Origin of the sequence: Xanthobacter agilis, from assembly GCF_021730435.1 — a bacterium.
In the GTDB taxonomy this organism is placed as follows: domain Bacteria; phylum Pseudomonadota; class Alphaproteobacteria; order Rhizobiales; family Xanthobacteraceae; genus Xanthobacter; species Xanthobacter agilis.
On record NZ_JABWGX010000001.1, the window covers coordinates 1 to 14,042 of the forward strand.

Here is a 14,042-nt window from a genome sequence, read left to right on the forward strand (position 1 = left end):
CCACCGGGAACGAGAAGCTGACACCGCCGGACATGCTGAATCCGCCGCCCGATCCATACTCGAAATTGCCCCAGCCGCTCATGCCGCCGCCGCCAAGACTACTCCCACCGCCCGAAGGCGCCGCATAGCCGGGCACGTAGCCGCCAAGGTTCGGACCGGTGGAGGAGATATTCGAAAGGTCAGAGAACGAACCGTAGCCGAGCGCGGAATTTACGGCGTCCGGGGAGATGTAGGACTCAACGTTCGGCGACGACCAGTCGATGCTGCTCGTCACATCCCCACCCCAGGAGGATGTGAAGGTGAGTTCAACGGCGTTGGTGCCGCTCAGTATAGCATCAACATAATTATAAACCGCGTTAAAAGAATATCCATTCGCAAACCGATCAAAATAATTATAATACATATATCCTTCGAGTTCAGATTGACCAACGACACCATTGCCAAAGCCCGCGTGCAAAATTGCCGCTGCAACCAACCTCAGCACGTCAACGGATGTTCTCGCGGCCGGTTCAGTTGATATTAAATCATATAATGTTACATCATCTCCGGTTAGATGAATTTCTCCAGGCTCGATCGGCCGGCCGAACGACGCGTTCATCGCCTCCAGAGCAGATACCATGGAATCGATACCATGGCCCTTTAGCGCTTCTGAAGCAGCCAATGAATAATCGGAAGCCGCCAATGAATAAGCAAAATTATTAAACGTACCATAATTTGCATATGACGTTGCGGCCTGAATTTTTTCGGCTATGTAACGCGGATCTGCACCCGTCGCCACATAATTAACTTCACCGGGAAACGAATATCCAAGCGCTGCAGTAACCGCGGATACAGGATCAGCGGACGACACGATATTGTATATATTAAAGTATTTTTGTCCATCGAAATAGCTTGAATTCATAAATGGCGCATCAAAAGCCACAGCACTAACCCTAGATCCGAGATCCAATTTAGATGCCACGGCTCCACTATCTAATAGAAATTCATTCAATGCGGATGCAGCCACGGCTGCATGCGCGCCACCGAGCGAATGCCCGATAAGAATAACACTACCGCCCCCGTCGAGCGCAGATTTTGCTTCTATTCCATAATATTTTGCATTCAATAACGACTGCGCATCATCTCGGCCGAGAAATATTTTCGCATCATCTCTCAATTGATCCCGCGCAGACGCCCCATTAACATCCGTCCCCGTGAAAACAAATATAGTATTATTATCTCGCCAAGATGAGAACGCAGTGACAGTCATTCCGTCTTTTGAAAAAGTAAATTTTTCATTCTTACTATACCCAAATGGCAGCTCAATGCGTCGACCCGAGTACACAGATGCACTAAGCTTCGCAAGTGCGACGGTGGATATTTTTGCAGGCATATGGAAGCTCCGACCTAAATGTTAACATCATAGACATTAAGCGTGTTTCCCGTAATCGTAGTCAGTACAAGACCCGATTTCGAAAACATTGGAAGCCAAACATTTCGCGCCACATCCAAACGCTGTAGGGCTTCACCGGTACGAAGATCCCATAAAGTCACCAGTCCACCGGAAAACAAACCCTGATTCGTGGATGCAGATGCAGTTGTCACTGCGACGGGCTTTTGCGGGTGAACATAAAATCCATTTATATGGTTTCCCTCGATCGCTCCATAGCCTCCAAATTTAGATATTAATTTTTTTTCGTCATCATATACAAATATAGATGAATCCAGTGAATAATCCACCTTTCTCGAATCTAGAATTACACCCGATCCAAAAAAAACAACATATAAATTATGAGGAATAGAATGCATACAATTATCGGGAATTTGGCGCATTATACCAGAATTATTTACGCCATTAACCATATCAACCTTGAGCTCTAGATCAAACCTGCGAACACCTTCTTTTGAAAAATCAACAAAATTTGCATATAAAATTTTCTCATGCCTACCCTCGGCACGACTCGTGCGCCACGAAATGGTGGAAAAACCGGTGAAATCACCAGAGAAATAAAAACACCCGCCATAACTTTCAATGTCCTTAGGATTTTTATATGCAATAATGTCTATTTTATCTTCACGCAACGACATCGAACCCAATATATAGTCGGCACTGGAAATCAAAGGCGAAAAATAAATATTTTTTAAATCAGCCGATATTTGAGATGAATACTTTATGCGAATATTATTTTTAATATAAAATTCATTTACTATATTAAGTGCTTTAATATCATATATAGATACATGCTGTCCGGATGCATAACATAGCGCATCTCCGCCCATGCTCCAGCTCAGCGTGCTGTTAACGCCGCGCCCTACAATGCCAGTATTATACGCATCACCAGATTCTAAATTGATAACATATATTTCTTTATGTGAATCAAATACAAGCGCGATCATGCGTCCATCTGGGCTTAATGAGCAAATAATAGGCTGCCCATCAAGATTTATTTTTCTTCTCGATATTATATACTCATTTTTATTTTTTCTCTTATCATTCAGAATCATGGCAGCTATCCCCCCCGAAAACATTGTTGCCGCGGAAAGTCCCAACAGGACACGCCGTGTGTATCTCATTTGCCGCTCCAGTCCTATTATCTATTGAATCCAACATTTCGATTTCACCTCTCCCTTCCCCCTTCATGGGCATATCTGAGGAGGGGGGAGAGGAGGAAGTCGAGGATGCGGCGGCGGCCGGTCTTGATCTCGGCGGTCACGGACATGCCCGCCTCCAGGGGGCGGAAGCCCTGTTCCGTCTCAAGGCCGCTCTCCCGCACCGAAAGCCGCGCCACATAAGTGGGCTGGCGCGCCTGGCGGACCGTCTCGTCGGCGGCGGCTTCGCCCGGGCGCGGCGCCGGCCCGCCGGTCACCGCGTCCCGGCTCACGCTCTCCACAACCCCATGCAGCAGCCCGTAGCGGGTGTAGGTGAAGGCTTCCACCTTCACTTCCGCCTCCTGCCCCGCGTGCACAAACCCCACGTCCCGGTTCATCAGCTCCGCCTCGATCTCCAGCCGCCCTTGGTGTTTAGTTCCGGCATTTGATGGATTGGATTGATGATGAATCTCTCGGGTTCTATTGTCCATCGTTTGCAGATGAATTCGTAGGGCGTAAGCCCCTTCAGGGTCTTGAGGCGGCGGGCGAAGTTTTAGGCGGCAACGACGCTTTGGAGATGGGCTCGAAGCTGTTCGTGGTCGTGATAGTGGAAGCGCTTGACGCTCGCCTCCTTGAGCTTGCGGTTCAGCCGCTCAACCTGCCCATTGGTCCAGGGATGCCTGGGCTTTGTCAGCCGGTGTTCGATGCCATGAGCCTGACACGCGCGATCAACGGGATGCCCGCGCCACATGGCGGTCGGACCGGATCGGTTCTTCGGCAGGTCCGCGAACTGGATGCCGGTGTCGCTCAGAACGATCTCGGTCCTGTAGGGAACGCCGACCACCAGCGCATCGAGGAAAGCGCGTGCCGTCGCCGTGGTGGCCTTGTCGACGAGTTGGGCAAAGGCGCACTTCGAGGTGCGGTCGATGCCGACATACAGATACAATTTGCCTTGCGCCGTCTGCACCTTAAGCGATGTCGATGTGGAAGAAGCCGATCGGGCAGCCTTGAACTTGCCTTCGGCCGGCTTGTCGCCCGCCACATCGGGGAGCTTTGAAATGCGGTGGCGTTGCAGGCATCGATGCAGCGACGAGCGGGTCAGGTGGGGGATCGTCGCCTGCAGGGCGTAGAGGCAGTCGTCGAGCGGCAACAAGGTGTGCCTGCGGAAGGCGACGACGATCGCCTCATCCTCCAGGGACAGGACCGTCAACCTGGGGTCCTTCGGGCCGGTCGGGACGGTCGCTCCATGAGCGCGCTGGACCGCAGCCGCTATCTCCTCGACTTCGCGGTCTCCTCATTGCTGCGGCGCAAGGGGCGGACCTTCGGCCTGCTCCTGGTCTTTTCGGCTCTCGTCGCGCTGGTCGGTTCCGTGCTTCTCTTTGGCGCCGCGTTTCGCCGAGAGGCCTTCGCGGCGTGAGAAAGGCGCAGGCGCGGCTCTGGGGCGACCTCCGCGGCTGCCAATTGCACCTTGATGGCGGACGCCGACGTCCCGCCCGCAGAAGCGTCGGTGGGGGCCGGGGGCGCAGGCCGGGAACCTTGCCCCCGGCCGTTTCCTCTTTCTGGTCGATGTTCGACGCAAGACCTTCGGCTTCGTCTTTCAGCGCTTCAACCCGGTGCGTGGGCATCACGGCGCTGGAAAACGTGATGCTGCCCGCCGATCCGACGGACCAGCCCTATCGCAGGCTCAAGGAGCGGGCCATGGGCCTTCTCGGTGAATTCGGGGTGGAACATCGCGCCGGCTTTCCGGTGGAAATGGTGTCGGGAGGCGAGGTTCAGCGGATCGCCATTGTGCGCGCTCATCAACGACCCGCAGGTGGTCATCGCCGCGGATGCCAGGGTTGCGCTATCGCCTGACGCTGCTCGCCGGCGGCGGGTTTGCCGTTTTCGGCGGCTTGTCCTTGTGGGCCATGTGGTCGTCGCGGCTGGTGCTGCTGTAGCGGCAGCCGGCCCATGTGTCGTATCGCGCCCGTGGGTACGAACGGCGGGGCGGGGGCGCAAGGCCGGGACCTGACGAGCGGTGCGGCTCCCCGCCAACATCGTCGGCGGTGGAACTTTTTTGCATGCGGGCGCCAAATGTGGTTTTTGAATATGAGCACATGCTGACGCGTGAGGTGGAACGGCGGTGACTGGCCAACGACAAGGGCGGAGCTTGGGACGGGGTGCATTGAGCATCGCGATAGCCTATGCGCTCCTGCTGCAGGTCGTGCTCACCGGGTTCGCCGCCGAGCGCATGGCGTTTGCGTCGTCGGCCGCCAATGCCCTGTGCCTGACCGCCAACAGCGCGAGCGGGGACGGGGGAGACGACGGCGGAACGGCGGATCATGCGGTATGCTGCGTCCTCTGCGCGTTCGCCCACCTTACCCCCACGCTCCCCGAAAGAGTGTTCCTCGCGAACCGCTCGGTTGGGATCGCCTCCCGTGTCGAGGTGCCCCGCGCGTCCGTTTTCATCGCCGGGGATGGCCGTCGCGAGCCCCGTTGCTCCCAAGGCCCTCCGCGCGCGGCCTGACCCCAGTCCGCATCTCGCACCGAGGCCGCCCCAGAGGCCTGCCGTGCCCCGAGTGTCAGTGCGCGCTTGGATGGTGCCGGATCTGTTCGTCTCGATTCCATGTGCAGCGTACCCATGCTGCCGCGTCGCCATGTGCAGCCGTCGCTCAGCGTCCGGTTGATCTGTTCCCTATTGTCGTCCCGTACTCAAGACGTCGGACAAAATGACCAAGTCCAAATGCGCTTTGAGGGGTAGAGCGGCGATCTGGATCAGCACTAGGACAGGCACGTTGACCTGGTCGTCTCCGGTTGGGGACGTGGATCGAAACGAGGGACTCTGTGACGACGTGGACTGTCCTGTTGCCGCATCCCACAAGGGACGCGTGGATTGAAACTCCTTCATACAAAGCTGTGCGCTTGATGAATAAGACACACGTTCCACCCGCCTCGCCGATCGCGGCCGGTGGAACGTGTGCGGCCATCTGAGGCGCGCCCGCGCGTCTCAGTGTCTTCAATCCGCCTCGATCTCCACCCGCCTCGGGTGCCCGTCGGCGGGCGGCGCGTGGAGCGGTGGTCAATGTCGGCCTCTTTCCATGCGCATTCGACAGAGCTTCGGCATGTTTGTCCAAACCGGTGATGACGTTGAAGATTCGACCTGCCGCCGCCCGTGTGGCCGCGATCGTGCTGCGGGCGTGGGGCCGGTTCGCGCCCTCCGGGGCCGGCGCGCGACGGTTTCGCGGCGCCCATTGGCGCACGCGCACATTAGGGAGGCCTGACTATGGGATTCGGGGTTCGCCTGAAGGTCAGGGGTGAACGGGCATGCTTCACCCGGCCGGAAATGAAGGTCGAGCGGGTGTCCTATGACGTCATGACGCCTTCGGCTGCCCGCGGGATTCTGGAGGCCATCCACTGGAAGCCCGCCATCTGCTGGGTGGTGGACGAGATCCACGTGTTGAAGCCCATCCGGTTCCAGTCCATCCGCCGCAACGAGGTGGGTGCGAAGATGCAGATGCGGGCCGTGGCGAGCGCCCTGCGGAAGGATGACCTTTCCGACCTCATGCTGGTGGTGGAGGAGCATCGCCAGCAACGCGCCGCCATGGTGCTGAGCGACGTCAGCTACATCATCTGTGCTCATTTCGAGATGACCGCGCGCGCGGGACCCGGGGACAATTCCGCTAAGCATTTAGATACCTTCAGCCGCCGGGCGCGGCGGGGGCAGTGCTTTCATCAGCCCTGCCTGGGCATGCGCGAATTTCCGGCGGATTTCGAACTGATCGAGCCCGATGCGCCGCTGGAGGCGCCGCGGCTGCGAACGGCGGACCTGGGCTTCGGCCATGCGCGGGACCTTGGCTGCATGCTCTACGACATCGATCACGCGGGTGACCGGGGGCCATTGTTCTTTCGCGCCGTGCTGCACGACGGGGTGCTGCGGATTCCCGCCCCCGACTCTCCGGAGGTGCTGCGATGAGCGCGCTTGCCGCTTTGGTTCGGGCCTATGAGCGCATGGCGGCCCGTGGAGAGGTGCCGGCGTTCGGCTTTTCCCAGGAGAAAATCGGCTTTCTCATTTGCCTCGACGCGACCGGCATGCCGGTCGGCGCACCGATTGATCTGCGTCAGGGAACGGGAAATCGGCGGGTGGCGGGGCTGATGGCGGTGCCCCAGCCGGGCAAGCGGACCTCTGCGATTGCCCCTAACTTCTTGTGGGACAAGACAGCCTACACGCTCGGTGTCACCGCCGGCGCGGGGAGGCGCGTCGCGCAGGAGCACGAGGCGTTTGCCCAGCGGCACCGCGCGTGGCTCGGCGGAAGTGACGATGCCGGGCTGCGCGCGTTTCTGGGCTTCATCGCCTGGTGGCGGCCCCCGCTGTTCGCGGAACTGGGGTGGCCGCAAGAGATGATGGACCACAACGTGGTCTTTGCCCTCGACCGTGACCGCGCCGCCGGCCTCCACCTCCACGACCGCCCCGCTGCCCGCGAGGCTTGGGCGCGCCTGTGCCTGAGCGACGACCGCCCGCAGGGGCTATGCCTCATCACTGGGCGGCGCGGGCCGGTGGCCCGCCTGCATCCCACCATCAAGGGCGTGTGGGGCGCGCAGTCCTCCGGGGCGTCCATCGTGTCGTTCAACCTCGATGCCTTCACCTCCTACGGCCACGAGCAGGGGGACAACGCCCCGATATCGGAAGCCGCCGCTTTCGCCTATTGCACGGCGTTGAACCACTTTCTGGAACCGGACAGCGGCCATCGCATCCAGATCGGCGACGCTTCGACCGTGTTCTGGGCGGAGGCCGAGGACAGCGCGGCCGCCGCTGCGGCCGAGGCTTTCACGGCCTCGGTCTTCGGCCTCGACGACACGGCAGGGACGCCGGCGGGAACGGCGGCCCTCGAGGCGTTCGCCACAGGCGCGCTTCGCGCGGTTCCGGAAGGGGTGCGCCTGCATGTCATCGGCCTTGCGCCGAATGCCGCGCGCCTGTCCCTCCGCTTTTATGTGCAGGAGGACTTCGCGGTCATCCTGCACCGCTTCGCAGCGCACCATGCGCGCTTGCGGATCCTGCCGGGACCGAAGGATGCGGCGCCCTCCATGTGGCGCTTGCTGGTGGAAACCGCGGTGCTGCGCAAATCGGAGAACATCCAGCCCAACCTTGCGGGGGAGTGGATGCGCGCCATCCTCACCGGCGCGCCCTATCCCCTGACCCTGCTGTCGTCCCTCATCACGCGCCTGCGCGCCGATCACGACGTCAATGCGCTGCGCGTGGCCATTCTGAAGTCGATTCTCATCAAGAATTTCCGCATGGAGGCTCCCATGTCGCTCGATCACGCATGCAAGGATTCCGGCTATCTTCTCGGGCGTCTGTTCGCGGTTTATGAACAGATCCAGTTGGCGGCGCTGGGGCCGGGGCTGCACGCCACCGTCAAGGACAAGTTCTATGGCACTGCCTCGGCCCAGCCGCGCAAGGTGTTTCCATATATTGATTCGAGTGCGGTCAATCATCTGGCCAGGGTCGGCAAGCACAATCCCGCGCGCCGCTTTGACTTCGAGCGGCAGATCGGTGGGATCATGGAATTGATGGCCCCCGGAGAAAATCCGTTTCCCGTCAGCCTGCCGGACCGCAGCCAGGCGCTGTTTGCCCTCGGCTACTATCACCAGCGCCATGACGCGATCCACGCACCCGCGGACATGCCGTTCGCCGAGGCGGCGGAATGACGGCGCTCGCGAACCGCTACGACATCGTATTCCTGTTCGATGTCACCAACGGCAATCCCAATGGCGACCCCGACGCGGGCAACTTGCCGCGCATCGATCCGGAGACGGGCCACGGTCTCGTGTCCGACGTGTCCTTGAAGCGCAAGATCCGCAACTACACGGAGCTCGCCAGGGGCGACGAACCCGGCTACCGCATTTATGTGCAGGAAGGCGCCGTCCTCAATCAGCGGCACCGGGAAGCCTACCGGGCGGTGCGCCCTAACGACGCCAAGGTGGACAAGGACACGCGCCTCAATCCCAAGGGGGAAGAGGAAAGCCGGGCCTTGACACGCTTCATGTGCGAGAACTTCTTCGACGTCCGCACGTTTGGTGCGGTGATGAGCACCGGCGTCAATGCCGGACAGGTGCGCGGGCCGGTACAGGTCACCTTCGCCACCTCGGTGGACAAGATCCTGCCGCTGGAAATCTCCATCACCCGCATGGCCGCGACCAGCGAGAAGGAGTTCGGCGACCGTGACCGGAGTCTCGGCGACGCGCGCACCGAGCACCGCACCATGGGCCGTAAGCATATGGTGCCCTACGGCCTTTACCGCGCCCATCTCTTCATCAATGCGAAGCTCGCCGAACGCACCGGTTTTGATGCGGGGGACCTTGAGCATCTGTTCGAGGCGCTGAAGGTGATGTTCGAGCACGACCGCTCCGCCGCGCGGGGCGAGATGGAAAGCCGGAGGGTCATCGCCTTCCGGCATGCATGTGCCCTCGGCAATGCGCCGGCCGCCCGCCTGTTCGAACGCGTCACGGTCCAACGCCGCTTCGAGGGCGCCCTCTACGACCTCGACGATCCGCGAACATCCAATTTCCCCCCCACCCGCAAGTTCGCGGACTATGAGGTGATCCTGCAACAGGACGGTCTGCCTGCCGGCGTCGAGGTGGTGGACGTCCTATGATCGGCGCCCGCGGCATGTCGTGAGAGCCGATGGGAGGCCGTCGGTAGGCGGAAAGCTGATGCGCGGATCCAAAGCCGACCGTGCACGCCGTCCGCCACATGGCATGGAGCGATTTGCCACGCCACATCCGCCATTGGCCGTCACGGTCCTACCGGAAGTGACAATCGGAATCCGCAAAGCCCGGAACACCCCGGAGGATGCCGGCTGGGAGCCTAATTTTCTTTTTGAAATTTGGAGCGGGCGATGGGATTCGAACCCACGACCCCAACCTTGGCAAAATTGGAGAGGGGGTTATCCGGGGTTTTCCTCAGTTGGACGGAGTTGTGAAAGTCAATATTATTCAGTGACTTATTGATATTGGCCTTTCTGGCATGGTATGAGATTTTCCGTCACGGTGGTCACCAGGTGGTCACCAACTTCGATGGCATCGACCTATCGAAAGGCACGGGAATGGCAAGAGAAAACGCCGTCAGGCTCACAAAGAAGGTGGTCGACAGCATCGTCTCGAACGGTGAGCGTTGCTTCGTTTGGGACAGCGAGTTATCCGGGTTTGGGGTCCGAACGGACCCGAGCGGATCGAAGACGTTCATCATTCGATACCGCGCCAACGGCGGCGGGCGGAACGCGCCGAAGCGTTTCCAGACAGTCGGCCGCTATGGAAACTTGACCGTCGACGAGGCACGCAAGAAGGCGAAGATTCTGCTCGGCGCAGCCGCGAAAGGTGAGGATCCTGCTGGCGAGCTTCAGACAAAGCGTCGCGAAATGCTGATGGCCGAGCTGATCGACCTTTACGAAGAAGAAGGCTGCTTCGTTCAGCGCGGCATTCGGCAGGGCGAGGCCATGAAGCCCCGCACCAAGGCTTACACGATCGCGCGTTTACGGCACCATGTCGTGCCGCTGCTCGGACGAAAGCGCGTGTCGGAGGTTGGTGCTGGTGAGATCGAACGCTTCGTGCGGGATGTGACCAACGGCAAGACCGCCAAGGATGAGAAAATCGGGTTTCGCAAACGCATCATCGTTCGCGGCGGCGAGGGAGCCGCGCGGAAGGTCGTAAAGGATCTCTCCGCCGTTTTTAGCTTTGCTGTGCGGCGCAAGATCGTGTCCTCCAATCCTTGCGACATCGCTGCTGTGAAAAAATCCGACAACAGGCGCGATAGGTATTTGACGCTCGAGGAGGTCAGTCGTCTCGGCAAGGCGTTCGACGCGCTGGAACTGGAGGGAGTCAACGCCAAAGCATTGAACATTGCACGCCTGTGGGCTTTGACCGGCTGTCGTCGCGACGAGATCGCCGCGCTGCGATGGAATGAGGTGAGTTTCGAGCACGGCCTTCTCGTTTTGGACGACAGCAAGACTGGAAAGTCCATTCGGCCGCTCGGCGCGGCTGCAATCGTGCTGCTGCGTGGCATTACAAGGAAGCCGGGTTCCGACTTCGTATTCCCGGCGGAACGGGGAGATGGCCATTTTCAGGGAACAAAGGGCGTTTGGACCAGGGTCGTCGCGAAAGCGGAACTACCTGGCGTTACCCCCCATACGCTGAGGCATACTATGGGGTCCACCGCCGTCTCCTATGGCGAAGGGTTACCCCTGACAGGAGCCATCCTTGGCCATGCGAATGCACGCTCAACGGCGATCTACGCGCATGTGCAACATGATCCTTCGCGTCGCGCGGCCAATCGGATTTCGGGAAAGATTGCTGAAGCACTGGCAGGCCGGAGTGAGGTGTCAGCTCAGAGCGAACAATCGGATGCACATGAACACTAGCCTGCCAAAACTGAAGTTGAACCAATTATGGAAGCGCAGATTTATCTCAGGAAATTATCTCGGCATCTTTCATATCTGTTGGCGTTCGCTCGGAGAATCAACGAACTCGACTTTGCCGCTTCGCTCGGCGGAGAATTCCGCGGCATGCAGGACGCCGGCTGGGCTACTACGATCACAGCGCACGAAGTGTTCGAGGAAATTTCCGCTCACCCCGCACAGAGCCGCCCACGGTCGAAGGCCGAAATTCGTATCCTGCTGTTTCTCTATTGTCAGCTCGCTGAGGCGGGCGGCGTCTATGAGACCCTCAAGAATATGATGGGGATTGTCACGCTAAAACCTTATTTGCTTTGGCCATTTCAAGATCTTGTTCGAGTAAGGCAGCAACCATCTAGGGTCATTGGGCCGAATGCAAATGCGACGTTCAGAGATCTAGCTAGAACTGCGCATGCGATTGGCATGCCGGGTCTTGCATCGGTGCTGGAAGAGGCCTTTAGAGACGATATTCGTAATGGAATTTATCATGCCGATTACGTTATCTGGGAGGATGGCTTGCGTCTCAGGCGTCGTAACGGCGGTCATGCGACACGGCTGACTTTCGATGAGGTCAATGTGGCTCTTACAAAAGGCGTTGGTTTTTTTGACATCCATAGATCCTATATGTCCGAAGCCACCCGCTCTTTTCATCCGGCACGTACAATCATCGGCCGCTTTAGTGCAAATTTTCCAGCACCCTGGACTATCCATGCCGATCCAGAGCGGCACACATTCTCAATATCCGGTTCAGCGCCAGCCCCGGTAACAACGCCCGAATTTCAACGACAGGAAGCGATCAATGGTCAGCTTGGCGGAAAGGTATTGGCGGTGTTCACGGCTCAAGCCGCCGGACAGCCTGCGGAATTTCTTGCTTACATGTGGGATGCCGGGTTCGCGCCTAACGAGATTGTTTTGCCCGAGGATCGAATGCTCAAACTCTTGGAACAAGTCGAGCGTGATGGACTGTGGGATCCTCGTTTCGAGCAACCGGCTCGGAGGAGCCTGCTCCTTCTAAGCCCGTGGGGTTTCCGATATCTCACCGAACCCGCTGATTTTGATAGTTTGCTCGACATTCCATTTATGGAGATCAATGTCGGGACAGGTGATGCATCCGAAAGTTCGGTGAGCGAGCAACCGTGATCGTTTTTCCAATCGTGATATCTCGGAGGCTTAACCCCCTAGGCACAATCACCGAACTAGCCGGAGAGACGAACCACCGACGGATGGCGGATTCACATCCCCGGTAAGCCCGAACAGAAGATTGTCGAGTTCTGCCTCAGGAATATCCAGGCGGGCCGCCACGTGCCGGCGCGTCACGCCTTCCCGCCAAAGTTCTGTGAGGACACGCTGCCATATTGCAGATCGTTCTGGCGGGAGACCGTCAGGCTCGTTGATGCCGAACCGCTTGTTTATCTGGATGCAGAAAGTCCGGTAGTTCCAATCGGAGATCCGGCCGATCCGGTGGAGGCGATGCGCAAGCGCAGCGACGGACACGCCCCACCGCCTCTTTGCGAGCACCAATTGATCGAGGCTTCGGACGAATGGGATCGTCGCCACGACGTCGTCGTGAGGCATCAGGAACGACGATGCAAACGCATGTGCCTCCAGTTCGGCAGCGCGCCCTTGATTGGGACCGCCATGCTTGTGCAGGACAAGGTGCGCCAGCTCATGAGCAGCGTCGAACCGACTGCGCTCCGTGGTCTTGAAGGTGTTGAGGAAGACATACGGTTCACCATCATGCCAGCAGGAAAAGGCATCCACATTCTTCGTGTTCTCGGCCAGCGAGAAGACGCGGACGCCCTTCGTCTCAAGCAGCTTGATCATATGGGAGATCGGCCGCTCGCCGATCGCCCAATGCTGGCGTAGCGCACGTGCGGCTCCGGCGGGATCGCGTTCATGGCTGAGGTCGAGCAGGTCCGGCTGCGGCAGAACGAACCTTTCCCGCACCCAGGCTGACATCTCGAAGGCCAATGAGCCGGCGGCGAGCGCCGCATCGCGCTCTCGCGCCGACATCGCCGTCAGGCTCCGGAAGCTGGCGGCATCAGCGCTGATCGGGGCCGCGTCGTCCCGGAAGAAGAACTCCCGCGGAAATCCCAGCGCACGCACCAAGCCGTCGACAGTGTCTTCATCCGGAACCTGCTGCCCGTTGACGACACGCGACAGGGTGACCGGCGATATGCCGGCTTGCTCGGCGAGAGCCTTGGCGGTCAACCGCTGCCGCTTCCGCGCGAGCTCCATTCTGCCAATGTTGAACATGGCCTAGCGACGCAAAACAGCAGGCTCGAACTGAATGCCGTCCGGACGATCGCTATCAAGGATGGCATCCGCCGGCCATTCACCACCGCCGAGGATGAAGATGCGCTCGATGAAGCCCTCGAAATTGCCGCCGGAAATGCCCGAAGGCAGAGAGAGCTCGGCGCGGATCTCATCACCTTGAACCGACACGCAGAAGAACCATACGCCGGTCCGGAGCTCCGCCAGCCCCTGATCTCGCGCCGCGGACATTTCTTCCTCGGGGAACAGCCCGGTCTGTCCCACCGCAATGATACGGTCGGCGCCGGAGCCTTTCCCGGAAACCGCTTGCGGCCTGTGCAACTTGTCGGCGGCATGGTCGACACTTTGATAGACCACCTTGAGCGGGCTATCCGGATGCTTGACGGATTCGACGTTGTTCTCGCGATAATTGACCCAGCCGATCGCCCGGAAAAGTTGCCGCACATACCGGGTGCCGTAGATGTAGGCGAGCAGCCCCTCAGCAGAAGCGGGATCATCGGCGATCGCGTCGGCACGCGCAGCGACCACGCCGCGCACGACCTCGAGCAGCGCCTGGCGCGTGACACCGAACTCGGCGAGGCGAGCATCAACTTCAGGATGATCGGCAAGCACGCGAACCGCAGCCATCGAATCGCTCCACGATAATTTTCTTGACCTCATTTGTGGAGGAAAAAATTATCGCGTGCAACTGTCTTGGTTGGGTGGTTGGGGGCGGCGGATGATCGAAGAAGAGTTCTGTATGAAGGTATGCTCCGCCATGGCCTGCCACTGAGC

Annotated in this window: 13 protein-coding genes and 1 pseudogene; 8 read left to right on the forward strand and 6 right to left on the reverse strand. The window is 59.1% G+C overall.

Features of this window, described 5'->3' with window-relative positions; genetic code table 11:
- From HUW53_RS00005 to HUW53_RS00020, 4 genes and pseudogenes are all read right to left on the reverse strand, one after another.
- Positions 1-1,372, reverse strand: a 1,372-nt coding sequence (locus HUW53_RS00005; protein WP_237343689.1) for a lipase family protein, incomplete at its 3' end; no start/stop codon positions are given.
- Positions 1,373-1,386: 14 nt separating this feature from the next.
- Complete coding sequence (locus HUW53_RS00010; RefSeq protein ID WP_237343690.1) at positions 1,387-2,484, reverse strand: hypothetical protein; 1,098 nt, start codon at positions 2,482-2,484, stop codon at positions 1,387-1,389.
- Between the two features lie 113 nt (positions 2,485-2,597).
- The gene (locus HUW53_RS00015; protein WP_474001517.1) at positions 2,598-3,059 is read right to left on the reverse strand and encodes a beta-barrel domain-containing protein; all 462 of its coding nucleotides are present in this window, start codon (positions 3,057-3,059) and stop codon (positions 2,598-2,600) included.
- Positions 2,966-3,799 (reverse strand): annotated as a pseudogene (locus HUW53_RS00020) (integrase core domain-containing protein); the annotation flags it as partial. The pseudogene HUW53_RS00020 and the gene HUW53_RS00015, both read right to left, overlap by 94 nt.
- A 15-nt stretch (positions 3,800-3,814) precedes the next feature.
- Here HUW53_RS00020 and HUW53_RS00025 point away from each other — a divergent pair.
- From HUW53_RS00025 to HUW53_RS00060, 8 genes are all read left to right on the forward strand, one after another.
- Positions 3,815-3,985 carry a hypothetical protein gene (locus tag HUW53_RS00025; RefSeq protein WP_237343692.1) on the forward strand — a complete coding sequence of 57 codons (171 nt, stop codon included), beginning with the start codon at positions 3,815-3,817 and terminating at the stop codon, positions 3,983-3,985.
- A gap of 227 nt (positions 3,986-4,212) precedes the next feature.
- Positions 4,213-4,422 (forward strand): P-loop NTPase family protein, encoded by a 210-nt coding sequence (locus tag HUW53_RS00030; RefSeq protein ID WP_237343693.1) that lies wholly within the window; start codon positions 4,213-4,215, stop codon positions 4,420-4,422.
- A gap of 310 nt (positions 4,423-4,732) precedes the next feature.
- Entirely contained in the window at positions 4,733-5,074 is a 342-nt protein-coding gene (locus HUW53_RS00035; protein WP_237343694.1) for a DUF2946 family protein, read from the forward strand.
- A 756-nt stretch (positions 5,075-5,830) separates the two neighbouring features.
- Positions 5,831-6,520, forward strand: a complete 690-nt coding sequence (cas5c, locus tag HUW53_RS00040; RefSeq protein WP_237343695.1) for a type I-C CRISPR-associated protein Cas5c — start codon at positions 5,831-5,833, stop codon at positions 6,518-6,520.
- On the forward strand, positions 6,517-8,253 hold the full coding sequence (gene cas8c / locus HUW53_RS00045) for a type I-C CRISPR-associated protein Cas8c/Csd1 (protein ID WP_237343696.1): 1,737 nt from the start codon (positions 6,517-6,519) through the stop codon (positions 8,251-8,253). The genes cas5c and cas8c overlap by 4 nt, the downstream gene beginning before the upstream one ends.
- The gene (gene cas7c, locus HUW53_RS00050; protein ID WP_237343697.1) at positions 8,250-9,200 is read left to right on the forward strand and encodes a type I-C CRISPR-associated protein Cas7/Csd2; all 951 of its coding nucleotides are present in this window, start codon (positions 8,250-8,252) and stop codon (positions 9,198-9,200) included. Before cas8c ends, cas7c begins: the two co-directional genes overlap by 4 nt.
- A gap of 405 nt (positions 9,201-9,605) precedes the next feature.
- Positions 9,606-10,961, forward strand: coding sequence for a site-specific integrase (locus HUW53_RS00055; protein ID WP_237343698.1), 1,356 nt, complete (start codon positions 9,606-9,608; stop codon positions 10,959-10,961).
- A gap of 27 nt (positions 10,962-10,988) precedes the next feature.
- A complete protein-coding gene (locus HUW53_RS00060) occupies positions 10,989-12,134 on the forward strand; it encodes a hypothetical protein (RefSeq protein ID WP_237343699.1) in 1,146 nt (381 codons plus the stop codon).
- 48 nt (positions 12,135-12,182) lie between these two features.
- Here HUW53_RS00060 and HUW53_RS00065 read toward each other — a convergent pair whose 3' ends face one another.
- The gene (locus HUW53_RS00065) at positions 12,183-13,250 is read right to left on the reverse strand and encodes a helix-turn-helix domain-containing protein (protein ID WP_237343700.1); all 1,068 of its coding nucleotides are present in this window, start codon (positions 13,248-13,250) and stop codon (positions 12,183-12,185) included.
- A 3-nt stretch (positions 13,251-13,253) separates the two neighbouring features.
- Positions 13,254-13,895: a hypothetical protein gene (locus tag HUW53_RS00070; protein WP_237343701.1), complete on the reverse strand. Its 642-nt coding sequence runs from the start codon at positions 13,893-13,895 to the stop codon at positions 13,254-13,256.
- Between the last annotated feature and the right edge of the window lie 147 nt (positions 13,896-14,042).